Here is a 23,296-nt window from a genome sequence, read left to right as displayed (position 1 = left end):
CAGGGTAAAGTGAATAATCCACTTGTTTTATCGGTCTGCACTGTTGTTTAGTCAGGCTAAAAATTAACCATAACATCAATCATTAACAGGAAAAAAAGATGAAGAAAGTTCGTTTAATTTCAATGTTTATTATTTCATTAGGTGCTGCTGGAGCAGCGATGGGAGAATCCTCTCTTGATATGCTCTGGAAAACATTAAATGAGAATAAAGATGATGTTATCAGTGCGACCGAAGCGATTCATTCCCTCAAAGTTCAAGAACAGTGGAGTTTGTTGGATATCAATCAAGATGGGGTTTTAAGTTATAAAGAATTCGCTTTAATTGATTTAACGAAGTGATTACAGGTTAGTTAAGATTTTCGTTTTATATTTTTATCTCTCCAAGTTGTATTAAGAAGTTTTATTACTAAGTTTCCTTAGTTAGTTCCTCAGGGTTGGGAGCCAAGTGGCTCCCCTTTTTATATCCGTCTTCTTCTCTTTCTTAATTAAAAAATGACCAGGCCTGGTCAAATTTAAGTCATCTTTTGTTTCACTCTTTCAATAAAGCTATTCAAATATGCTTTGTTCTCTGACTCGCGGTGAATGGCAGCATATAAGTTTGCCCAAAGTCCTTGCGAACCGATTCGTACTCTCGGCAAGTGTTGAAAGTCAGAAAGGGTTTCCAATAACCATTTCGGTAACACGCAAATGCCTTTATTGCCTTCAACCAGTTGTAACATCATCAACGTCATTTCTGAATGCCGTTCAGCAATGGGTTCAATGCCAGCGGGGCTAAGAAAGCGTTTAAAAATATCCAATTTTTCTCTCGGTACCGGATAATGAATTAACGTCTCTTGGCGAAAATCTTCCGGGCTCACCCAAGATAAATCAGACAAGGGGTGGCCAACAGGGACCACCAACACCAGCTCAAAACTGAATAAGTCCTTAAAAACCAACTCAGGCATCGACATAGGATCAGATGTCACCACCAAATCCAATTTTTGATTTTTAAGGTTCTGTAAAGCAGAGGTATTGGTTGAATTCGCCAGACTGTTAATAATGTCTAAATCCACGCCTTGCCACTCTTGTTGATAAGCGCGCATCACGGGTAAAAGCCATTCAAAACAGGTATGACATTCCACCCCGATAAACAACCGACCTTGCTCGCCTTTTTCTAAACTCTTTAACGTGACTTCAGCTTGATCCAATTTAGGCAAAATATCTTGTGCGGTTTTTAATAAGATTTTGCCGGCAGATGTCCATATTAATGGCGAGCTTTTTCGTTCAAACAGTTTTAGGTTTAAAGATTGTTCCAGTTGTTTGATTTGATGTGATAACGCTGATTGAGTGACGAAAAGGGCGTCAGCTGCTTTATTGACACTGCCTTCTTGTTGCAAGGCCTGTAAGGTTTTTAAATGCTTAAGCTCTATCATTATGAAATATTCTCATGTTAGGTTGAATATTATTCGTTTGTTTTCATGTTGCCATCATTCTATCATCTTTTCAACTCAAAGCATTTGATAAACGAAAAGGACATAATATGACAACCCACCTCTTAGGTTACCCCCGCATTGGCGCAAAGCGAGAACTCAAGTTTGCTCTGGAAGCTTACTGGAAAGGTGAGTCTAACGAAAAAAGTTTATTTGAGGTCGCCCAAAACCTTCGCCAAACGCATTGGCAAACTCAGTTAGACGCAGGAATGGACTTATTACCCGTCAATGACTTTGCCTATTACGATCAGGTGCTGAATATGAGTACGCTGTTAGGGGTCATTCCAAAACGGTTTCGTCAAACGCCATATACGTTAGACGTCGCATTTCGAATGGCGCGTGGCCGTGCATCTTCGGACGATGTTGTTCATTGCTGCGCAGGGCATGCCGACCCTTCGGGCGAACAAGCATCGAAAGCGGATTACGCTGGGGCGATGAAAAAATGGTTCGACACCAATTACCATTACATCGTGCCGGAGCTGGAAGACGACACCGAATTTGTGATGACTGACACACGATTGTTTGAAGAAGTGGCTGAAGCCATTCAGCTTACAGGCAAAGCAAAAAACGTCAAACCGGTTTTAGTCGGTCCGGTAACGTATTTGTATCTGGCCGAAAACAAAGGCACCGCAATTCCTAAATTAAGCCGCTTGCCAGCGCTGCTGGATGTCTATACTCGAATTTTGCAAAGACTGGTGGAGCAAGGCATTGAATGGGTTCAAATCGACGAACCGATTTTGGTGTTGGATCTGAGCAATGACTGGCAAACAGCCTTTAAAGATGCCTATGAAAGATTGGCACAAACACCTGTGAACATTTTGCTGGCCACCTATTTTGAAACCTTAGGCAACAATCTTAATTTGACCTGTCATCTTCCGGTGGCTGGGTTGCATTACGATGGGCTACGAGGCGCTCATCAATTAAACGATGTGATTGCAAATTACCCTGCAGAAAAGGTTCTGTCGCTTGGGTTGGTGGATGGCCGTAATATATGGAAAACCGATTTAACCGATGCCGCCCGACAATTAGAACCCGCCAAAACCAAATTCGGAGATCGTTTGTGGCTGGCACCCAGTTGTTCGTTACTGCATGTGCCGGTCAATCTGGAAGTGGAGGTCAATCTCAATCCTGAGTTGAAGAACTATTTGGCATTTGCCAAGCAAAAATTGGCGGAAATCAAATTGCTAGCCGATGCGGTGGAAGGGAAAACCAATGAAGAGGCATTACAGATCAATCGCCAAGCGATTGAAGAAAAAGCGGCCTCCACGTTAATTCATGATGCTAAGGTACAAGCGCGAATCGCAACATTGGACAGCATCGCGTTGGATCGAGCGACGGCTTATTCCGAACGTACGAAGGGACAAAAAGCCAAATTTCAGTTACCGCTTTTTCCAACCACTACCATCGGCTCTTTCCCGCAAACCCAAGCCATTCGTCAGGCAAGACGTCAATATAAAAGTGGCGATCTGTCTGAAACGCGTTATATTGTCGCGATGCAAGCCGAAATTCATGGGGTGATTGAACGACAGGAACGGATCGGGCTGGATGTGTTTGTGCACGGCGAGCCGGAGCGTAATGACATGGTCGAATATTTCGGAGAGCAGTTGGATGGCTATGCCTTCACTCAGTTCGGCTGGGTGCAGTCTTATGGGTCACGTTGCGTGAAACCGCCGATTATTTTCGGCGATGTTTCTCGCCCGAAAGCCATGACCGTGAGTTGGTCGCAATACGCACAAAGCCAAACCGATAAAATCATGAAAGGGATGTTGACCGGTGCGGTGACCATGTTGCAATGGTCGTTTGTGCGCAATGACCAACCACGTGAAACCACCTGCAACCAAATCGCCTTGGCGCTGCGAGACGAAGTGCAAGACTTGGAAGCCGCTGGCATTGAGATGATTCAAATTGATGAAGCCGCTTTGCGAGAAGGCTTGCCATTAAAACAATCCGATTGGGCAGATTATCTGCGTTGGGCGGTGAACAGTTTTAGGCTCACCACGTCAGGCGTGAAAGACACCACCCAAATTCACACCCACATGTGTTATTCCGAGTTTAATGACATTATCGATGCTGTAGCGAAGATGGATGCCGATGTCATTACCATTGAAACCTCTAAGTCGCAGATGAAATTGTTGGATGCGTTTGTGGATTTCGATTATCCGAACGAAATCGGGCCGGGCGTGTATGACATTCACTCACCGAATATTCCGAGCGTGGAACAGATGGTGGACTTGATTCAAAAAGCAGCTGAAAACATTTCGGTGGAGCGTTTGTGGGTGAACCCGGATTGTGGCTTGAAAACCCGGAGCTGGCCCGAAACCGAACCGGCGCTAAGCCATATGGTGGACGCCGCTAAGGTGCTCAGAAAGCAATTTGAAAAACAAATTAAACGAGCGTGATGGCTTTAATAGTTTTTTAACACACCTAATAAAAAATCACCAGGCCTGGCTATTTTTAGAGTAGAATTAAACATTCATTTAAAAAGAATCTTTAATTGTTATTCAGGCAAGGAGGTCTGGGATGTTCTTTTTTGATCGCGCTTTTCGCTCCTTTTTTCTCGGCGGAAGCTTTTTTGCGGTGGTTGCGATGTCGGTTTGGTGGCTGAATTATCCGGTGTCTTCTTATACTTTTTCGGGCGTGTCGCCGATGATGTGGCATGCACATGAGATGGTGTTTGGATATGCCTTAGCGACGGTGACAGGGTTTTTATTGACGGCGGTGATGAATTGGACACGGTCTGATTCGGCATCAGGCGGTTCATTGATGTTGCTGTTCTTGCTTTGGGTGAGTGCGCGCATTGGGTTTCTTTTTGGCGCGCCGCTGGAAGCTTTGATGATATTGGATATTCTGTTTAATGTGGGGTTGTTCTTACACTTTGCGGTACCAGTTTATCATCGCAGATTGTGGGCGCAATCAGGGTTGGTAGCAAAGTTTGGATTGTTGATTTTCGTCAATATGTTGTTTTATGCTGGCGCACTGGGCTGGATTGAAGGCGGTCTTTTGTGGGGGGTGATACTGGGGTTATTTTTGGTGCTGGCGATTAATTTAACCATGATGCGCCGACTGATTCCTTTTTTTACCGAAAAGGCTTTAGGTTTGGCAGAACGCCCTAACAGTAACTTATTGGATCAATTGGCGTTGATTGGGTTTTTGGCCTTGATGGTCGCCGCGACCTTTTTCCCGACACACTGGCTAACCAGTGTGATTGCGTTTCCTTTGGTTTGGGTGCATGCACTTCGCTTTAAGACTTGGTATCACCGTAAAGTCTGGTCGGTTTTATTGCTGTGGCCGTTACATTTTTCGTATGGGTTTATGATTCTTGGCATGCTGCTTTACGGGTTTTCAGGGTTGAACTGGGTGGCACCGTCTTTGGCTTTGCATGCTTTGGCGGCAGGGGGTATTGGCTTGCTGTGTTCTTCGATGACGGCGCGTATTTCGTTAGGACATACGAATCGAAATGTATTTGAACCGCCGAAAGCGGTGGTTTGGGTCTTTGGTGTTTTAGCCTTGGCCGCCATCGTGCGAGTCATTTTCCCGATGGTAGATGACAGCCATTATGTTTTATGGATGCATCTCAGTCAGTTGGGTTGGGTGTTTGCTTTTGGGTTGTTGACGCTTTTATATGTGCCGATTCTTGCCCGTCCAAGCCCAGAAAAAGACACTGGAATTCGATTGTAAAACAGCCAGGCCTGGCTGTTTTTGGAAGCTCTTAAATTGGTTAAACTTGTCTAGTTGAGCTTCCTATATTCAAGTGCGGGTTACACGGTTTTTTATTAATCTCGCGACACTCTCTTTGGCTTTGCATCTCACTGCATTTCAAGTTAAATCCAATCTACGTTGTTTTCTAATTTGTAAAACTCTCAGCGCTATGGAGATGTCGTGATCTTGCCGTAAGCCCCTAAAATCGTGTTAATTTGTTTTTGTTGCGGGCGATAGCTTCTTGGGGCATCTAAAGGGTCTCCCGTACTGAGTGCCCCTGCACAAGTGAGTCTTAGAATATCGGGTTGAGTTTTGGAAGAGAGATATAAATGAACAATATCCATCGTTTCAGGGGGTTCGCTATCCCCGCCTAAAGAGAGTCTTACCCAGCTTGATTCGGTTTGCACAAATTTAGATTTTGGGAAATAATCAGTATCATTCATCGCATAATGAATCGTATCGTTTGGTGACGGTGTTTGAGAGGCGATCTCTTCCACGTCAATTCGCACTTGTGTGATTTTAAACGTGTCCGGCTGTAGGGTCTGAGGGTCGCTTTTAAGGGTTTTGATTTCTAAGCGACAGTGTTGATCATACTTTTCATAAGTGGATTGGCGCGTTTGTTTGCCATACTGGATAAAAACCCGTGCATGGTCAGGTGCAAAGGTTACGGGCTTGTTCAATATAAAGGTGTCTCCCGCTTTGATATCCATTCTGTTTCCTGAAGGAATTGCGGAGCAAGCCGTTACGAACAGGATTGATAAGGTTGCCGTAGAAAGTGCTGAGATTCTTTTTCGCATGAGATTCCTCCTTTTATGTGTCTTTTCAACATTATAGAAGAAATGCAAAGTTGAAATGTGAAATATAATACGGGTTAACTATGCTATAATGCTTGGCTTTTTAAAATGAATAAAATTTTTAAGAAGTTCAAGTAGTTAGCGCTTGGACGGATTGAATATCGGGATAGCGAATGGATAGCAAGATTACCAATTTTGATGTGATTGTTGTTGGTGGCGGACATGCAGGCACCGAGGCGGCGCTGGCGGCTGCCCGGATGGGTGTGAAGACGCTGTTGTTGACTGATAACATTGATACGCTGGGGCAGATGTCTTGTAATCCGGCTATTGGCGGAATTGGTAAAGGGCATCTGGTGAAAGAGATTGATGCTCTTGGCGGTGCGATGGCGATGGCGATTGATGAGGCCGGTATCCAATTTCGAACGCTGAACGCTTCAAAAGGACCTGCTGTCCGCGCGACCCGTGCTCAAGCTGACCGAGTGTTGTATCGCCAGGCGATTCGTATGCGCTTGGAAAACCAAGTGAATTTGACGATTTTCCAGCAGTCGGTTGAAGACTTGATTTTGGAAGGCGATAAAGTGGTGGGCGCCGAAACTAGAATGGGGCTGAAGTTTTACGCGCATCAAGTGGTGCTTACCGCAGGTACTTTTTTAGCAGGCCGCATTCATATAGGTTTACAGAACTATGAAGGCGGACGAGCTGGTGATGCACCCTCAAATCGACTCGCCGCCAAATTAAGAGAATTAGCATTGCCCGTGGGGCGTTTAAAAACAGGTACACCACCGCGTATCGATGCACGCACGGTTGATTTTGAAGCGATGCAAATTCAGCCGGGAGATGACCCGATGCCGGTGTTTTCTTATATGGGCAAAGTGTCGATGCACCCCGAGCAAATGCCGTGTTATATCACTTACACCAACGAACAAACGCACGATTTTATTCGTGATTCGTTAGATCAGTCGCCAATGTATTCTGATGCAGGGGAGATTGATAGTGTTGGGCCTCGCTATTGCCCGTCGATTGAAGATAAAGTGATGCGTTTTTCAGAAAGAAATCAGCATCAGGTCTTTATCGAGCCGGAAGGCTTAACGTCGAACGAGCTTTATCCGAATGGGATTTCAACCAGCCTCCCTTTTGAAACACAAATTCAAATTGTTCAATCCATGAAGGGGTTGGAGAATGCCCGTATCATGCGTCCAGGGTATGCGATTGAGTATGATTATTTTGACCCGAGAGGGTTGAGACCAACGTTGGAAACCCAAGCGATTCACGGGCTGTTTTTTGCCGGTCAGATTAATGGCACAACCGGGTATGAAGAAGCCGCTGCACAAGGGTTGTTGGCGGGAATGAATGCCGCGCGCCGTGCTCAGATGAAAGAGCAATGGTATCCGCGTCGGGATGAAGCTTATATCGGTGTATTGGTTGATGATTTGATTACGTTGGGAACCAGTGAGCCTTATCGTATGTTTACCTCTCGTGCCGAATATCGTTTGATGCTACGTGAAGACAATGCCGACCAACGTTTAACGGCGATTGGTCGTGAATTTGGCTTGGTGGATGATGGCAGATGGTTGGCTTTTGAAAGCAAGATGGAAACTATGGAAACTGAGTTGTCACGCCTTAAGCAGACATGGATTCACCCAAAACATGCAGAAGCGAAAAAAGCCGAGGCGTTAATGAATTTGCCGTTGAGCAAAGAACAAACCTTATTTGATTTATTAAAGCGCCCTAATGTCAGTTATGATGCATTAGCCACGATGGAGATGTTTGGTCATGCGGTGACAGAGCCGACGGTGGTTGAGCAGATTGAAATTGAAGCCAAGTACGCTGGGTATATTGCGCGTCAACAAGAAGACATCGATAAATTGCGTCGCGCAGAAAATGTGGAGATTCCTGAAGCATTGGATTTGGATAAAATTTCGGGATTGTCCAATGAAGTGAAACAAAAATTACGTGACCATAAACCGGCTACATTGGGGATGGCTTCGCGTATTTCCGGCGTTACGCCAGCCGCTGTTTCCTTGTTATTAATTTACATTAAAAAATTGCGCAAAACGTCGCAATCCGTTGGTTAGGAAGCGCTGTGACAGAGAACGAAAAACTTCTTTATTTGGCTCGATTGGATAAGGCAGCCGAGAGCTTTGGGTTGCCGAAAAATGACCAGGCCTGGGCAAAATTGCTCGATTATTTGGCCTTATTGCAAAAGTGGAATAAAACCTATAATTTAACGGCTATCCGTGATGTGGATGAAATGTTTATCAAACATATTCTAGATAGTCTGAGTGTGGCGCTGCACATTGACAGCGAGCGTTTGATTGATGTCGGTACAGGGGGCGGATTGCCTGGTATTCCGTTGGCTATTTTGTTCCCTGAGCGTCAAATAGATTTATTAGACAGTAACAGTAAAAAGACCCGTTTCTTAGTGCAGGCAAAAGCAGAGCTAGGATTGCAGAATGTGGAAGTGATTCATCATCGGGTGGAGGCTTATCACCCAGAGACTTTGTATGATGGTGTGGTTTCGAGAGCCTTTGCTTCGTTGGACGATATGTTGGGCTGGACACACCATCTTTTAAAGCCGCAAGGATATTGGTGGGCAATGAAAGCACAAAAAACACAAGATGAAGTCGCACAATTACCTAATTTTGCTAAAATGTCGCAAGTTTTTGAATTACACGTTCCCAGCTTAGATGCAGAAAGAACATTGATTAAAATCGAAAAATGCCAGGAAACATAAATGGGTAGAATCATTGCAGTTGCGAATCAAAAAGGCGGTGTAGGCAAAACCACGTCCACCGTTAATTTGTCTGCCGCTTTCGCACGTATGAATAAAAAAGTCCTGATGATTGATTTGGATCCACAAGGCAACGCCACGGTTGCCATCGGGGTCGAGAAAGACGACTTGGATGTGTCCGCATATGATGTGCTGGTGGGTGATACTAAAGCTCGCGAAGCGGTATTGGGAACAGCGGTTGAAAATCTTGATTTGATTGCAGCCAATGGTGATTTGACGGCCGCAGAAGTCGAGTTGATTGAGGAATCCAAAGGGCCTAAAAAGCTACGCAAAGCGTTAAAGAAATTGCGTGATAGTTATGATGTGGTGTTGATTGATTGCCCACCTACTTTGAATATGTTGACTTTGAATGCCTTGACGGCGGCAGATGGTATTTTGGTACCGGTTCAGTGTGAATATTTTGCATTAGAAGGCTTGTCAGCTTTGATGGATACGATCGAAGCTGTGCAGTCTGAGTTGAACCCTGATTTGAGTATTGATGGATTGTTACGAACGATGTATGACCGACGTAACAACTTGGCGAATGATGTTTCAAGTGAGTTGGTCGCTCATTTTGGGATGAAAGTCTTGCAAACCATTGTGCCTAGAAACGTCCGGTTGGCCGAAGCCCCGAGTTATGGTGAGTCGATCTTGGATTATGATCTTGGTTCAAATGGTGCGGTCGCGTATCTGGCTTTGGCAAATGAATTAATCAGAAAAACAAAAATGTAATTGGAATTAAAATGGCAAAAAAACGATCTGGCATGGGAAAAAGAGGGGTGAATGCCCTAATTGGCGGGAAGCAGAAGGCAGACAGTAGTATTGCAGACTTACGGGTCGATAAAGTTTCGGTCAGTCGTTTGGTGCCAGGCGAATACCAGCCGCGTCAGCAGTTTGGTGAAGAGGCCTTACAAGAGCTAGCGGATTCCATTCGCATTCAAGGTATTGTTCAACCGATTGTCGTCAAATCCATTGGTAATGAGCAATTTGAAATTATCGCGGGTGAGCGTCGTTGGCGAGCGGCTCAAAAAGCTGGCTTGGAATTGGTTCCAGTGGTGATTCGTAAAGCAGATAACCAAACGACTCTGGCGATGGCGTTGATCGAAAACATTCAACGCGAAGATTTAAACCCGATTGAAACGGCAGTGGGCTTAAAGCGATTGATGCAAGAGTTTGATTTAACTCAACAGGCTGTTGCTGATGCGGTCGGGCGTTCTCGTGCAGCGGTGACAAACCTACTGCGTTTATTGAAATTGCCAGATGCTATTCAAGATTGGTTGCACGAAGGCAAGCTTTCAATGGGACATGCACGTGCCATTATTACGCTACCAGAAACGATTCAGCTTGAAATGGCTAAGCAAGCAATTCAAAAGAATTGGACAGTCAGAGAAATTGAAGAAGCGGTTCAAAAGGTATTAGTGCCTTCCGCGCAAAAGAAGACAAATAAACGTCAAGAGCTTCCAGCTCAGTTGCAAAAACATCAGCAATTTTTAGCTGACAAAGTGGCGGCAAATGTTAAAATTTCGCAGGGCTCAAAAGGGCGAGGAAAAATCGAGATCGCTTATGGTTCTGAAGAGGAATTAAACCGAATTTTAGCAGAGCTAAGTAAATAGGCGAACACCTCGAATTCTATATGCTTTGAGCTGAAAGTTGACTTAAAAAAATTAAATGAGACTCGGTGCATATATAGTAGTTGGGTTTTGAGCTTATTCTATATGTTGTGGTTAAAAAAATTAATTCGATTATCACTAGATTTTAAGACGAGAAACCGCTATTATTCCTGACCGTTTAACTTGAACCAGTAAAGTGTTCAAAATAAGATTTTTGGAGCAATAGATCAGCGTGATGAGTACTGAACAGAAACCGGTTAAAAAATCATCACGCCAGAACAAGCCCGCGCTGAATTTTTTGCTTTTAAGCGCAGGCTCTATGTTTACTAGCATGATCGTCGCCGGTTTCATGGTAGGCTATGTTTTTGATCTATTGTTCGACACCATGCCGTTATTTTTATTGAGCTTTGGTGTCCTTGGCTTTATCGGTGGCATGATGAAAGTCCATAAACTGTTGGGGAAGATGGATTTACTGGATACGCCATCAAAAACACAAGATACCCAAGAGAAGAGTAACGAAAAAAATGCAAGTGAATAACATGTCTCAAGCACTGAAAATACAAGGTGCTATTGGTTTGATTGCCATCGTGTTGTTTGCTATTCAAGGATCATTGTTGGCAGCGGTATACGGAATTATGATCGGTATTGTGAATGTTGTCATGCTTGGAAGCGCTTTTAATAAAGCGAACCTAAAAGCCAAAGATGATCCTAAAAGAGGAATACAGGTTTTATATTTGAGTGCAGTTATCAGGTTCGTTCTGTTAGCTGTGTTATTTGTTTTGGGGCTGCAAGCTTTTGGATTAGAGCCGATGCCAGTTGTACTCACCTTTGTGGCGATGCAAATTGGACAGGTTTTTAATTTGAAGGGGAAACAGCGTTTGACTGACTAAGGAGAAGACCCTTGAGTGCTGAAAAAATGGGAACTGTCGAGTATATTCAACATCACTTGACAAACAACCACATTGGCGAAGGTTTTTGGACATTTAACCTCGATACTATCGTGGTGAGTTTTTTATTAGGTGCATTAATCGTTTTTGTTGCTGCGCGTTTAGGAAGACAATTAGAGTCTGGAAAGCCTGGCGGATTTCAAAATTTTGTTGAAAGTATTTTAGATTTCGTTGCAACGAATGTAAGAGATGCTTTTCCTGGACACAATCCAATTATTGCCCCACTTGCATTAACGATTTTTCTATGGGTATGGTTGATGAACTTCATGGATTTAATTCCGGTTGATTTATTGCCTTACTTATATCAATTAATAACAGGTGATCCACATGCGCACTTGAAAGTTGTACCGACTACGGACTTAAACACAACTTTGGCGATGGCCTTCACTGTATTTGCATTGATTTTGTACTACAACATTAAAATAAAAGGTGTTGTTGGTTTCATTAAAATGTTTTTATTCCACCCTTTCGGTAAGTTCTTCGTTCCGGTGAACGTAGTGATGACGCTTATCGAAGAGGTGTCAAAACCGCTTTCACTTGCTCTGCGTTTGTTCGGTAACATGTTCGCAGGTGAGTTGGTATTCCTACTAATCGCTTTGATTGGTGGAACTTTGGCAGTGGGTGCCGCTGCCTTATTCTGGGCGCCACTACAAGCCATATTGGATTTTGGATGGTTGATTTTCCACTTGTTGGTAATCACGCTTCAAGCCTTTATCTTTATGGTGCTAACGATTGTTTATCTTGGAATGGCTCACGAAGATGATGCTGAAATGGGTCATTGATCCTCAGGATAAATAATAAAAGGAATAGGGAGGGTCTTATCGACCCTTTCAAAAGGTTTAAGCGCACCTACCTACTTAGTTTCATTAGTCGAAACGATATTAGGTAAAAAGCTTTTTTAACTTTAACTTTAAACTTTAAGGAGTAATCTAAATGGAAGCTCAATTTATTGCGGACATTTACGCTGCTACAGCAATTGGTGTTGGTGTGATCTTGGCTGCTGCCGGTCTTGGTTCAGCTATCGGTTGGGGTCTGATTTGTTCTAAGACTCTAGAAGGTATTGCACGTCAACCAGAAATGCGTCCTGCATTAATGACTAACATGTTCATTTTCGCGGGTCTAATGGAATCTTTCCCATTCATTATCTTGGCATTTGCTATGTGGTTCCTATTTGCTAACCCATTCGTTGGAGCTATGCAAGCTGCTTTAGGTGCTTAATCTAAGCGGTTTTCATAACCCAAGAATTATTTTTAATAAACGAATGGCGAGGTAACCACTGTGAGTATTAACGCAACGCTTCTCATCCAGATCATTGCTTTTGTGCTGTTGATTTGGTTTGTGAATAAAGTGCTGTGGGGGCCGCTTTCAAAGTTAATGGAAGACCGTCAAAAGAAAATCGCTGACGGACTTTCTGCTGCTGAGAAAGGTAAGCATGAACTTGAATTAGCTGAACAACGTGCTAAAGAAGTACTGAAAGAAGCTAAAGCTCAAGCTCAAAATGTGTTGAGTCAAGCAGAAAAAAGAGGTTCTGAAATCGTAGAAGATGCGAAAATCAAAGCCACTGAAGAAGCTGACCGCATTAAAGCTGCCGCCCAAGCAGAATTAGAGCAAGAAGTGAGTCGTGCAAGAGAAGATCTTCGTAAAGAAGTTTCAACTCTAGTTGTTTCTGGTGCAGAAAAAATTCTTAACAAAGAAGTTGATGCAGCAGCACATAACGACATGCTTGAAACCTTAGTAAAATCAATCTAAGGATAACTCTATGGCAGAATTAATAACAATTGCAAGACCGTACGCTGAAGCTGCTTTTGAAGTAGCTAAGGATGAAGGTAAACTTGTAGAATGGTCAGAGCAGTTAGCCAATTTATCGACTATTGTTTCAGATGAAGCAATGGTTGCCTATATGGCTAGCACTTCTGTAACGCCTGAAGATGTATTAAAGCTTCTTGTGGATGTTATGGATTCTAATCTGAATTCTGAAGTTAAAAACCTTCTGACTGTAATGGCGGAAAACAAGCGTTTGGATGCATTATCAGAAGTTGCTGAAGTTTTTGAAGAATTGAAAGCAACAGAAGATAAGCGCGTAAGAGCGACTGTTATTTCAGCTAGAAAAGCGACAGTTGAGCAGAAGAAGAAATTAAGTGCTGCTTTAAATGCTAAGTTTGACGCTGAAGTTGAGATCACTTATGAAGAAGATCCAAGCTTGATCTCAGGCATTAAGATTAAAGTAGGTGACTGGGCTATTGATGGTTCAGCACTTTCACAACTTAACAAACTTGGCGCAGCAATCGCCCAATAATGGAGAGGAACACACATGCAATTGAATGCCTCTGAAATCAGCAACCTAATTAAAGACCGTATTAAAGGGTTTGACGGTGCTGCAGAGTCTGGCAGTGAAGGAACGGTTGTCAGTATCGCTGACGGTATCGCTCTTATTCATGGCGTGTCAGATGTAATGTATGGTGAGATGGTTCAATTCGACGAAGCCACTTTCGGTATGGCGCTTAACCTTGAGCGTGATTCTGTAGGTGTTGTTGTACTTGGCGAATATGAGCACATCTCTGAAGGTGACAAGGTAACTTGCACCGGTCGTATTTTAGAAGTACCAGTAGGTCCTGAACTGAATGGTCGTGTTGTTGACGGTTTAGGTCGTCCAATCGATGGTAAAGGTTCAATTGACGCGAAGGTCACTTCACCAATCGAGCGTATCGCGCCGGGTGTAATCGAGCGTCAATCAGTAGATGAGCCAATGATGACAGGTATTAAGTCAATTGACTCAATGATTCCTGTGGGTCGTGGACAACGTGAGTTGATCATCGGTGACCGTCAGACAGGTAAAACAGCTATTGCTATCGATGCAATTATTTCGCAAAAGAATACTGGTGTGAAATGTGTTTACGTTGCAATGGGTCAAAAAGCTTCTACGGTTAATAATGTTGCTCGTAAGCTTGAAGAATATGGTGCGATGGATAACACAGTTATCGTTGCGGCAAATGCTTCAGATCCAGCTGCATTGCAATATTTGGCAGCCTATGCGGGTTGTGCGATGGGTGAATACTATCGTGACCGTGGTGAAGATGCGTTGATCATCTATGATGACTTAACAAAACAAGCTCAAGCGTATCGTCAAATTTCATTGCTACTTCGTCGTCCACCAGGACGTGAAGCTTTCCCTGGTGATGTATTCTATCTACATTCACGTCTACTTGAGCGTGCTGCTCGTGTAAACGCTGATTATGTTGAGAAGTTTACTAACGGTGAAGTAAAAGGTAAAACTGGTTCTTTGACTGCGTTACCAATTATTGAAACACAAGCGGGTGACGTATCTGCATTCGTACCAACTAACGTAATTTCGATTACAGATGGTCAGATCTTCCTTGAAACAGGTTTGTTCTCTCAAGGTATCCGTCCTGCTGTGAATGCGGGTCTATCAGTATCACGTGTTGGTGGTTCTGCACAGACTAAAGCAATCAAGAAATTGGGTGGTGGTATCCGTCTAGATTTGGCTCAGTATCGTGAATTAGCGGCATTCGCTCAGTTCGCTTCTGATCTTGATCCTGCAACAAAAGCACAGCTAGAGCGTGGTAAGCGTGTAACTGAGCTAATGAAGCAGAAGCAGTATACGCCATTAACTATCGCTGAGATGGCTGTATCTTTATATGCTGCAAACGAAGGTTACTTGGATGACATTGAAGTCGAAAAAGTACTAGATTTCGAAGCAGCTTTACATGCCTATCTAGGTTCTAACAATGCTGATTTAGCGGCGAAGATTAATGCTAAAGGTGACTGGAATGATGAAATCATTTCAGAAGTTAAAGCAATGATCGATGCTTTTAAAGCAAACGGCGTTTATTAAGAAGGGGTAGGCCATGGCAGGCGGTAGTAAAGAGATTAAAGCTAAGATTAGCTCCGTAACAAATACGAAGAAAATCACCAAAGCCATGGAAATGGTGGCGGCTTCCAAAATGCGTAAAGCGCAAGCGCGCATGGAAGCTACCCGCCCATATGTCGAAAAAGTGAAGAGAGTAATTGACCATGTTTCAAGTGCTCACCCTGAATATAAGCATCCTTATACTCAGGTAAGAGAGTCGGTGAAACGTGTTGCATTGATTATGGTTTCTTCTGATCGAGGCTTATGTGGTGGTTTAAATTCAAACTTATTCCGCAAAGCATTGCCATTATTTAAAAGATGGCGGGAACAAGGTGTACAAGTTGAACTTGCACTGGTTGGTAGCAAAGCACAAACATTTTTCAAAAGCTACGGCGGGAATGTTGTTGCGACAGTAACTGATCTGGGTGATACACCTCATATTGAAGATTTAGTGGGAACCATCAAAGTGGTTCTAGATCGTTTTGATGCAGGCGAAGTAGATGAAGTTCATCTTGCTTCAAATGAATTCGTTAACACGATGACACAAGATCCGACAATTAAGCAGCTTGTTCCTTTGCAATCTGATGAAAAAGCAAGCGAAACGCATTGGGATTATTTATATGAACCTGATGCTAAAACAGCATTAGACCTTTTAATGCGTCGCTATGTTGAAAGTACTGTTTACGGTGCTGTTGTAGAAAACGCAGCCTGTGAGCAAGGTGCTCGAATGATTGCAATGAAGAATGCGACTGATAATGCGGGTGAGATGATTAATGAGCTCAAACTGTCTTATAACAAGGCACGACAAGCTGCAATCACAGCCGAACTTTCTGAAATTGTGGCTGGTTCATCAGCTGTTTAAGTTTGAAGTATTTCAATAAAAGGTTAAAGATTATGAACGGAAAAATAGTACAAATCATCGGCCCGGTAATCGACGTCGAGTTTAAAGGTGCTGATTTACCAAAAATCTATGACGCGTTAAAAGTTGATGAACTGGGTCTTACTTTAGAAGTTCAACAACAAGTTGGTGATAACGTTGTACGTGCAATCGCAATGGGATCATCTGACGGTTTAAAGCGTGGCATGGCTGTTTCTAACACGGGCGAAGCGATTTCAGTTCCGGTTGGTAAACCAACACTAGGTCGTATCTTTGATGTTCTAGGGAATCCGATTGATAATGCGGGTCCTGTTGAATCAGAAGAAAAAATGACAATTCACCGCCCTGCTCCAGCATTTGACGAGCTAGCAGCTTCTCAAGAATTATTGGAAACAGGCGTTAAAGTTATCGATTTGATCTGCCCATTTGCTAAGGGTGGTAAAGTTGGTCTATTTGGTGGTGCCGGTGTTGGTAAAACCGTAAACATGATGGAGTTGATCCGTAACATCGCGATTGAACACTCAGGTTACTCAGTATTTGCTGGTGTAGGTGAGCGTACTCGTGAAGGGAACGATTTCTATTATGAAATGGAAGAATCAGGAGTACTTGATAAAGTTGCTCTTGTTTATGGTCAGATGAATGAGCCACCAGGTAACCGTTTACGTGTTGCTTTGACGGGTCTTACAATGGCTGAGTACTTCCGTGACGAAGGTCGTGATATCCTATTCTTCGTAGATAACATCTACCGTTATACTCTTGCGGGTACAGAAGTATCAGCATTGTTAGGTCGTATGCCATCTGCAGTAGGTTATCAGCCAACTTTGTCTCAAGAAATGGGTCAAATCCAAGAGCGTATCACGTCAACTAAAACTGGTTCGATTACGTCGATTCAGGCCGTATACGTTCCAGCGGATGACTTAACGGATCCGGCACCAGCAACAACATTTGCTCACTTGGATGCGACAGTTGTATTGAACCGCTCGATCGCTGAAACAGGTATTTATCCTGCCATCGATCCTTTGGATTCAACTTCTCGTCAATTAGATCCATTGGTCGTTGGTGCTGAGCACTATGACACAGCTCGTGGTGTTCAAGAAACGTTACAGCGTTATAAAGAGTTGAAAGATATTATCGCTATCCTTGGGATGGACGAGCTATCTGAAGAAGACCGTTCATTAGTTGCTCGCGCACGTAAAATGCAGCGTTTCTTCTCTCAACCATATTTCGTAGCAAAAGTTTTCACAGGTGAAGACGGACGTTATGTCCCATTGAAAGAAACTCTTCGTGGTTTCAAAATGATTATTTCAGGTGAACTTGATGATATCCCAGAGCAAGCATTTATGTATGCCGGTGATATCGATGAAGTGCTTGAAAAAGCTAAGAAATATAAGGATTAATTGATTATGGCAGTCTCAATGCAAGTCGATATTGTAAGTGCTGAAGGATCTTTGTTCTCTGGTAAAGCGGATATGGTCTTTGCACAGGCTGCCGATGGTGAAGTCGGCATCCTGCCAAAACATACCCAGTTGTTAACGCAGTTAAAGCCTGGTCAAGTTCGCGTTGTCAGTGGTGATGAAGAAGATAGTTTCTTTATCAACAGTGGTGTCCTAGAAGTTCAACCAAGTGTTGTAACGATTCTGGCGGACACGGCAATTCGTGCAGAAGATCTGGATCAAGCTGCGGCTGAAGAAGCAAAACGTCAAGCTGAAGAGGCGATGGCGCAAGCAAAATCTGATACAGATATTGCGCGTGCTCAAATCGAATTAGCAGAAGCCGTTGCGCAAATTCAGACGATTACGAAGCTACGTGATCGTTTACACAAGACAGGATTGTCTTAAATCAATTTTTTCTATTAAAGAAAAGCACCTTCGGGTGCTTTTTTTTTAGAACCGCTACCAAAATTATTTTATACAATAAGATAAATTTGTTTGCTGTTTTAAAGGTTTTCTAGGAGCCCTACATGTCTTTAAAAGTCATCATTTTAGCTGCAGGAAAAGGCACGCGTATGCGTTCTAATCTGCCTAAAGTTTTACAACCCTTAGCACAGAAGCCTTTATTGTCTCACGTGATCTCGACAGCGCAGCATTTAACCGATGAAGCGATTATCACGGTGATTGGACATGGTGCTGAGCAAGTTGTTGATGTAATCGGTAGTGAAGGTATTCAGTATGTTGAGCAACTTGAACAGTTAGGTACCGGGCATGCAGTGGTTCAAGGAAACCCGCATTACGATGATGACGATACCGTTTTAATTCTTTATGGGGATGTTCCTTTAACTCGGCAAAACACTCTAACGGATTTACTGAATTTAGTGGATGAGGTTCATCCTTTGGCGTTGCTCACGATTAATTTAGAAAATCCAAGCGGTTATGGTCGTATTGTTCGTAATCAGCATCATCTTGTACAGTCGATCGTAGAAGAAAAAGATGCCTCTTATGAACAAAAAGCTATTCAGGAAGTTAATACTGGGATGATGGCGGTTAAAGGTCATTATTTACAAAAGTGGTTAAGTCAGTTATCAAACAGTAATGCACAAGGCGAATATTATTTAACCGATATTATCGCGATGTGTGTAGAAGAAGGTTTTGAAGTCCATACGACTCAGCCGGCTTTAGAAATTGAAGTACTTGGGGTCAATAATAAATCTCAGCTCCAGTCTTTGGAAAGACAGTATCAAGCACAATTAGCGGAAGAGTTAATGGAGCAAGGCGTAACGTTATTGGATGCTTCTCGTCTTGATATTCGAGGTGATTTAACCGTTGGGCAAGATGTGACTATTGATGCCAATGTTATATTTGAAGGGACTGTCGTACTGGATGATCATGTTTCTATTGGTGCAAATTGCGTAATTAAAAATGCTGTTATCAAGTCTGGCTCTGACATAAAACCTTTTTCGCATATTGAAGACGCTAAAATTGGTCATAACTGCGAAATTGGCCCTTATGCAAGACTTCGTCCAGGGACAGATTTGAGCAATGACGTTAAGATTGGGAATTTTGTAGAAACCAAAAAATCCCAAATTGGGCTAGGTTCAAAGGTCAATCACCTCTCCTATATTGGCGATACTCAAATGGGTGCCGGTGTTAATATTGGCGCGGGGACGATTACGTGTAATTATGATGGGGTCAATAAATACCAGACAGTGATTGGTGATAATGTTTTTGTTGGGTCGGATTCGCAGTTAGTTGCCCCTGTTGCCATCGAAGCGGGCGCAACCATCGGGGCAGGGTCGACCATTACTAAAAATGCACCGGCAGGCACCTTGACCTTATCACGCAGTAAGCAGTTAACCGTTAAAGGCTGGCAAAAACCAACCAAAAAGTAAAACAGCCAGGCCTGGTTACTTTTTAGCATATAAATAATAGTTAAACGAGGTCAGTATGATTTATCTGACGATTACACCCTCACAAGCTGAACCATTTCAAAAACAAATGCAGCGTCATGAATGGGAAATGGTTTCCCAAGAAGGCGGGCAAAGTCAGTTTATTGGATGGGCTTATGTTATGCATTGGCAAAAAGAGATTGATGACAAGATGGCCAAGGTCTGGCTTCATTATTCCGATAACCAAGGCCAGTTGGAAGCTTATCTTGAGATGAATCCAGCCGCAAAACCTCTTATTGATCAGATTGTCGCTGAGATTTCTGAAGAATGATTCACAAAGCGCAGTTCAAAGCTTATCTTCAGCTTACTCGTCTTGATCGACCGATTGGGATTTATTTAGTTTTATGGCCTGCGTTATGGGCATTATGGTTGGCAGCGGATGGTATGCCGCCTATTTCTATTTTGATTATCTTTGTGCTGGGGGCTGTTATTATGCGCTCAGCAGGCTGTGTCATTAACGATTATGCGGATCGTCATTTTGATGGCTATGTTTCTAGAACTTGTACTCGCCCTTTAGCAACCGGCCTACTGACCGAACGCCAAGCATTAAAATTCTTTTTGTTACTGTGTTTGCTGGCCTTTGGACTGGTTTTGTTTCTCAATCCTTTTACGATTTTCTTATCTTTCGGCGCGGTGCTGCTGGCTGTGCTCTATCCTTTTATGAAGCGTCATACGTTTTGGCCACAAGCTTTTTTAGGTGCGGCTTTTGCCTGGGCAATTCCGATGGCTTTTGCCGCGATTCAAAATGACGTGCCATGGCAGGCCTGGGTGGTTTTTGCGGTGACTTTAATTTGGGCGCTTGTGTATGATACTGCCTATGCGATTGCTGATAAAGAAGATGACTTAAAACTGGGCATTAAATCGACAGCGATTTTATTCGGTCAGCATGTTAGGGCAATCATTGGCCTATTTCAGTTCTTGATGTTGCTAGGTTTTATCTGGATTGGAAATTTGTTTGATTTATCATGGCTGTATTATGGATCAGTTTTAATTGCAGCGATGCTATTCCTGTATCATCAATACTTGCTAAGCTTTAATCAGACGCAAAAAGCGTTTAAAGCTTTTTTGAATAATCATTGGGTTGGGTTGGTGATTCTGGTTGGGATCATGCTTGATACACTGTAAAGATTTATGTAAAAGTGTTTAAAACAAACACGATAATAATGCGCTTAATTCAGTTCTGCTTGTAGAGTGATATTGAATCACTTAATATAACAAAGGCCCTTACCAAATAAGTAGAGTTCAGTATTAAAAAGAGCTACTTAAGTAAGGTTTGATGAGATAGCAGAGGCAATCTTTTGCAAACGACTTTAAAGACATTTTCATGGATAATGGCCGCCTTATTATATTCCTCTTCGTCATTTTCTGAGACGACTCCAACCAACGCGGCACAACCTGAGACACCCTCCAAATCCACGACCAGCTCTAAAGAAAAAGCTTCTGATTCTGTGAACGCAGCAGGGGATGAAAAGGATTATTTTCTAGAAGGAAGCAAAAGTCCTCTCATTAATTCGACTTTAAATTATCTTGATACCATGCATGATTGGTTAGGGACTTATGTGGATGATTTCGGTGAAAATGCCGATGATTTCTTTGGAACAGAAGAATCTTTCGACCGAACTCGGGGCAGCCGGCTTGATATTATGACGCCCATTCGATTTCATGCCGATGGCGGCATTGATACTCAAGTGAAATTTAGGGCGAAAATCGCTTTACCGCGGACCAATAAACGCTGGCATTTAATGGTTTCTTCTGCCGAAGACACGCTACAAGAACTCGCCAACGAAGATCAAGGAGCCTCATCCAGTGCGATAAATAATAACACGTCTGCAACCTCAACCAATCAAGATGGGTCAACCGCGGTAGGGTTTCGTTTTCTATTAGACGCAAAAGACTTTACAGAATCTTATTTTGATTTTGGTCTGAATTTTCGCAATATTATTGAGCCAGACCCTTATGTCAGAGTTAAAGGAACATACAAATGGAAGTTAAGTAAGAAGTGGTATAGTCGAATGTATCAGGACTTGTTTTGGGAGAATTATGATGGAGTGGGATTGCACTCAAGACAAACATTCGATTACCAAGTTAATAACCGTTATTTGTTACGCTCTGAAACCAATGGCACTTGGTGGGATAAAGAGCAATATTATGATTTATCACACAACTTTATTTTCTTTGATCGTGTTAATGTGCATCGAGGGGTAGCTTATCATTTGGGGTGGAACTGGAATTGGAATACGCGATCGCCGGGGTTTCATCTAACCGCTTATCATACAGGGGTTAACTGGCGAGAACGAATTTATAAAAAATGGTTATATTTTGAAATCGAACCTAGAGTCGATTTTAGAGAAGATGCGAATTTTCAGACAGCTGATCCGAGCATTTTATTTATGTTGGAAGCGCAATTTTACGACGACAGTAAGCAGGTGAGGTAAAAAAACCCTGCTATAAAAAATTTATAGCAGGTAATTCACTTTAGAAAAGCAACGAAAAAAGTATTCAGAGAGATCAAGCTCTACTCAATAACTTTTAGAGTAAGAGCTTGAATCAAGAGGTTATATTGTTAGTAAAGAATAGACAGTTGCAGTGCGATGCGGTTGTCGACACTTTTTAAAATATCATGTACCGGAGCACCTGCCGCTGCTTTTGGTGCTTTGATATCGCGAATTTCATAGTTCGCTCTCAGCACGGTCTTTTTATTGACGAAATATTGAGCACCCAGCGTTGTGGTTCTGAATTCACGATACTTATCTGCTCCAGTTCCACTAGCAGCATCGTTTTCAGTCGCGCTGTCTAAAGCATCATAACGTACGTTAAGTTCCAATTGAGGAATGATGCGATACCCAAAGTCTAGGTAGTAACCATTCGCTTTCTGGTCTGTAAAGACGTTAAAGGTCACAGGGTTCCCGTTATTATATTCACCGCCTGGTGCACCAGCGCCTTTGGTTCCACCAAAAATCATGCCGTCAGCTTGCACATATTCTGCGGCGAAACGGTATTTACTGTTTAAGAAGGTCGTCCCTAATCCTGAACGCGTGCGGTTTTTCTCAACGCCATCAATGGTACGCTTACCATCTTGATTCCAGACATAGAATTTCAGTCCGTTTTTACGACCTTTTTTACCACCGGCGATATCCATTTCTGTTGATAAATAAAGATAAGTATCTTTGGCATCATTATTATCAATGCGCCCCAGTCCATTACCATTCCCGATCATGACAGCATAACTGGTATCCCAGCCGTTGTGTTTGAACGAATCAAACACTTCGATCCCTTGGTCACGAAACGCGCCAACAGGTCCATTACGCCCTGTAGAGGAGGTTGATGTGTCGAAATGGCGCTCCAATAATAACCGGTCAGTCATATTGGTAAAGTTAATGTAGTTAAAGACCGCGATGCCCTGAAACCCTTCTTCAGAACCGGGTGTTTTAAACTGACCTACACGAATACGAGCGCCAGGGATATGATTTAAGGTAATACTGGCATCGGTTAATTGACCCTTCGAAGCGTTTTGCCCTGTGGTAATACCATTGTTCCCGAACTCAGCCAGTAAGAAATAATTCACCTTATTGTCGAGTGGTAAGTTGGCACCACGAACCCCAATTCTTGCTCGGCGAATGTTAAAGCTGTTGGCAGAAGTATTCTGAGGTTTAACCAAGTTAAAGGCCGCACTTTGCCCACTGGCAGGCCCTGCAGTCAGTTTGGTGTCGTCCGTTTGTTGATATTCGGCTTGTATGAAGCCCCACACTTTCGCTCTAGGCGCTTGGTGGTCTGCTTCAGTTCCTTGTAGCATTAACCAGTTGGCGGCTTGTGCAGGCGTTGCCATGCTTGCTGCAATGATTGCAGCGGGAAGTAATTTGATTAAAAATTGTTTTTTCATA

24 protein-coding genes are annotated in these 23,296 nt (G+C 43.0%); 21 read left to right on the top strand and 3 right to left on the bottom strand.

The features are described 5' to 3' along the window. The first annotated feature begins 98 nt into the window (after window positions 1-98). Window positions 99-338, top strand: coding sequence for a hypothetical protein (locus P8629_RS01005; RefSeq protein ID WP_278163619.1), 240 nt, complete (start codon window positions 99-101; stop codon window positions 336-338). A 173-nt stretch (window positions 339-511) separates the two neighbouring features. On the opposite strand, the gene P8629_RS01000 is transcribed toward P8629_RS01005, so the two are convergent. Continuing rightward, window positions 512-1,411, bottom strand: a complete 900-nt coding sequence (locus P8629_RS01000; protein ID WP_278163617.1) for a LysR family transcriptional regulator — start codon at window positions 1,409-1,411, stop codon at window positions 512-514. A gap of 107 nt (window positions 1,412-1,518) precedes the next feature. Between P8629_RS01000 and metE the strand changes: the two genes are divergently transcribed. Both metE and P8629_RS00990 read left to right on the top strand, forming a co-directional pair. Further along, on the top strand, window positions 1,519-3,867 hold the full coding sequence (gene metE / locus P8629_RS00995) for a 5-methyltetrahydropteroyltriglutamate--homocysteine S-methyltransferase (RefSeq protein WP_278163615.1): 2,349 nt from the start codon (window positions 1,519-1,521) through the stop codon (window positions 3,865-3,867). A 121-nt stretch (window positions 3,868-3,988) separates the two neighbouring features. Continuing rightward, a complete protein-coding gene (locus tag P8629_RS00990) occupies window positions 3,989-5,146 on the top strand; it encodes an NnrS family protein (protein ID WP_278163613.1) in 1,158 nt (385 codons plus the stop codon). Between the two features lie 188 nt (window positions 5,147-5,334). Here the strand turns inward: P8629_RS00990 and P8629_RS00985 are convergent, their stop codons facing one another. Further along, entirely contained in the window at window positions 5,335-5,964 is a 630-nt protein-coding gene (locus P8629_RS00985; RefSeq protein WP_278163612.1) for a hypothetical protein, read from the bottom strand. Between the two features lie 170 nt (window positions 5,965-6,134). Between P8629_RS00985 and mnmG the strand changes: the two genes are divergently transcribed. From mnmG to P8629_RS00895, 18 genes are all read left to right on the top strand, one after another. Next, a complete protein-coding gene (gene mnmG / locus P8629_RS00980; protein WP_278163610.1) occupies window positions 6,135-8,036 on the top strand; it encodes a tRNA uridine-5-carboxymethylaminomethyl(34) synthesis enzyme MnmG in 1,902 nt (633 codons plus the stop codon). Window positions 8,037-8,044: 8 nt separating this feature from the next. Then, window positions 8,045-8,695: a 16S rRNA (guanine(527)-N(7))-methyltransferase RsmG gene (gene rsmG / locus P8629_RS00975; protein WP_278163609.1), complete on the top strand. Its 651-nt coding sequence runs from the start codon at window positions 8,045-8,047 to the stop codon at window positions 8,693-8,695. Beyond that, a complete protein-coding gene (locus P8629_RS00970; RefSeq protein WP_278163607.1) occupies window positions 8,696-9,463 on the top strand; it encodes a ParA family protein in 768 nt (255 codons plus the stop codon). 11 nt (window positions 9,464-9,474) lie between these two features. Continuing rightward, on the top strand, window positions 9,475-10,344 hold the full coding sequence (locus tag P8629_RS00965) for a ParB/RepB/Spo0J family partition protein (protein WP_278163604.1): 870 nt from the start codon (window positions 9,475-9,477) through the stop codon (window positions 10,342-10,344). A gap of 232 nt (window positions 10,345-10,576) precedes the next feature. Beyond that, window positions 10,577-10,879: an AtpZ/AtpI family protein gene (locus P8629_RS00960; protein ID WP_278163603.1), complete on the top strand. Its 303-nt coding sequence runs from the start codon at window positions 10,577-10,579 to the stop codon at window positions 10,877-10,879. Window position 10,880: 1 nt separating this feature from the next. Further along, on the top strand, window positions 10,881-11,231 hold the full coding sequence (locus P8629_RS00955) for an ATP synthase subunit I (protein ID WP_278163601.1): 351 nt from the start codon (window positions 10,881-10,883) through the stop codon (window positions 11,229-11,231). Between the two features lie 11 nt (window positions 11,232-11,242). Next, a complete protein-coding gene (gene atpB / locus P8629_RS00950; RefSeq protein WP_278163599.1) occupies window positions 11,243-12,070 on the top strand; it encodes a F0F1 ATP synthase subunit A in 828 nt (275 codons plus the stop codon). 151 nt (window positions 12,071-12,221) lie between these two features. After that, window positions 12,222-12,506, top strand: a complete 285-nt coding sequence (gene atpE, locus P8629_RS00945) for a F0F1 ATP synthase subunit C (protein WP_011371579.1) — start codon at window positions 12,222-12,224, stop codon at window positions 12,504-12,506. 60 nt (window positions 12,507-12,566) lie between these two features. Beyond that, window positions 12,567-13,037 (top strand): F0F1 ATP synthase subunit B, encoded by a 471-nt coding sequence (locus P8629_RS00940; RefSeq protein ID WP_011371578.1) that lies wholly within the window; start codon window positions 12,567-12,569, stop codon window positions 13,035-13,037. A 10-nt stretch (window positions 13,038-13,047) separates the two neighbouring features. Continuing rightward, window positions 13,048-13,584 (top strand): F0F1 ATP synthase subunit delta, encoded by a 537-nt coding sequence (locus tag P8629_RS00935; RefSeq protein ID WP_278163596.1) that lies wholly within the window; start codon window positions 13,048-13,050, stop codon window positions 13,582-13,584. A 15-nt stretch (window positions 13,585-13,599) separates the two neighbouring features. Continuing rightward, on the top strand, window positions 13,600-15,141 hold the full coding sequence (atpA, locus tag P8629_RS00930; protein ID WP_278163595.1) for a F0F1 ATP synthase subunit alpha: 1,542 nt from the start codon (window positions 13,600-13,602) through the stop codon (window positions 15,139-15,141). A gap of 13 nt (window positions 15,142-15,154) precedes the next feature. Further along, on the top strand, window positions 15,155-16,018 hold the full coding sequence (gene atpG, locus P8629_RS00925; protein WP_278163593.1) for a F0F1 ATP synthase subunit gamma: 864 nt from the start codon (window positions 15,155-15,157) through the stop codon (window positions 16,016-16,018). Between the two features lie 29 nt (window positions 16,019-16,047). Continuing rightward, window positions 16,048-17,430 carry a F0F1 ATP synthase subunit beta gene (gene atpD, locus P8629_RS00920; RefSeq protein WP_278163745.1) on the top strand — a complete coding sequence of 461 codons (1,383 nt, stop codon included), beginning with the start codon at window positions 16,048-16,050 and terminating at the stop codon, window positions 17,428-17,430. A 6-nt stretch (window positions 17,431-17,436) separates the two neighbouring features. Continuing rightward, window positions 17,437-17,871, top strand: coding sequence for a F0F1 ATP synthase subunit epsilon (locus P8629_RS00915; RefSeq protein WP_278163591.1), 435 nt, complete (start codon window positions 17,437-17,439; stop codon window positions 17,869-17,871). A 122-nt stretch (window positions 17,872-17,993) separates the two neighbouring features. Next, entirely contained in the window at window positions 17,994-19,358 is a 1,365-nt protein-coding gene (glmU, locus tag P8629_RS00910) for a bifunctional UDP-N-acetylglucosamine diphosphorylase/glucosamine-1-phosphate N-acetyltransferase GlmU (protein WP_278163589.1), read from the top strand. A gap of 55 nt (window positions 19,359-19,413) precedes the next feature. After that, window positions 19,414-19,686 carry a hypothetical protein gene (locus tag P8629_RS00905; RefSeq protein ID WP_278163587.1) on the top strand — a complete coding sequence of 91 codons (273 nt, stop codon included), beginning with the start codon at window positions 19,414-19,416 and terminating at the stop codon, window positions 19,684-19,686. Further along, the gene (ubiA, locus tag P8629_RS00900; protein WP_278163586.1) at window positions 19,683-20,540 is read left to right on the top strand and encodes a 4-hydroxybenzoate octaprenyltransferase; all 858 of its coding nucleotides are present in this window, start codon (window positions 19,683-19,685) and stop codon (window positions 20,538-20,540) included. Before P8629_RS00905 ends, ubiA begins: the two co-directional genes overlap by 4 nt. Before the next feature lie 206 nt (window positions 20,541-20,746). After that, window positions 20,747-21,850 (top strand): hypothetical protein, encoded by a 1,104-nt coding sequence (locus tag P8629_RS00895; protein ID WP_278163584.1) that lies wholly within the window; start codon window positions 20,747-20,749, stop codon window positions 21,848-21,850. 128 nt (window positions 21,851-21,978) lie between these two features. Here P8629_RS00895 and P8629_RS00890 read toward each other — a convergent pair whose 3' ends face one another. Then, window positions 21,979-23,295: a porin gene (locus tag P8629_RS00890; RefSeq protein ID WP_278163583.1), complete on the bottom strand. Its 1,317-nt coding sequence runs from the start codon at window positions 23,293-23,295 to the stop codon at window positions 21,979-21,981. Between the last annotated feature and the right edge of the window lies 1 nt (window position 23,296).

This window comes from Hydrogenovibrio sp. 3SP14C1 (assembly GCF_029625905.1).
In the GTDB taxonomy this organism is placed as follows: Bacteria; Pseudomonadota; Gammaproteobacteria; order Thiomicrospirales; family Thiomicrospiraceae; genus Hydrogenovibrio.
The sequence above is the reverse complement of the archived record's forward strand: the minus strand, read 5'-3'. Positions and strand labels throughout refer to the sequence as shown.